At 30.4% G+C, this 536-nt stretch carries 1 protein-coding gene; it reads right to left on the bottom strand.

Annotated features, from left to right (window positions below):
- Positions 1–232: 232 nt before the first annotated feature.
- On the bottom strand, positions 233–409 hold the full coding sequence (locus OIF36_05685; protein MCV6599944.1) for a hypothetical protein: 177 nt from the start codon (positions 407–409) through the stop codon (positions 233–235).
- Between the last annotated feature and the right edge of the window lie 127 nt (positions 410–536).

Below are 536 nucleotides of genomic sequence, written 5' to 3'. Positions count from 1 at the left end.
AATCTTTTCTATCAGTTTTATACTTCTTATCAGGTCTTACTTTTGTTGATAATTGATCCAAAGCTTTTCCAGCAGTATCACCTACGAATGGTGACAGTATTTTCATTCCATAATCTACAGCTTTCTTTTGTAATTTCTTATCCCTCATTAATTCACTAGCACTAACAGCCAAGGAATACCATGGTGATATAAAGCATCTGCTGCTATTCCTCCAACATCTGTCACTATTCCATCACCTTTTAGGCTTTTTTTTCCCTGTTGAAGTACTTTTTACATACCTGACTTTCTTTATTCCACAAACTGGACAAGTACAATAAAACTGTCTTCTTCCGTTTTTATCGGTTTGATAACCACTTGGTTCAGCACAAGGAGTAACTCTTTTATCTTTGATGCAATAAGATTCATTCATTTTTTTAATTATAGATTATATAATATTATAAATAAAATGGAATCAAGATAATTATTTCTGAAAGGAGAAATTAAAAGGTTAAAACAATTATTGAATGAAAGTTATGAGTATTATCCATATTCTTATG

This window comes from Alphaproteobacteria bacterium (assembly GCA_025800285.1).
GTDB lineage: Bacteria > Pseudomonadota > Alphaproteobacteria > JAOXRX01 > JAOXRX01 > JAOXRX01.
The sequence above is the reverse complement of the archived record's forward strand: the minus strand, read 5'-3'. Positions and strand labels throughout refer to the sequence as shown.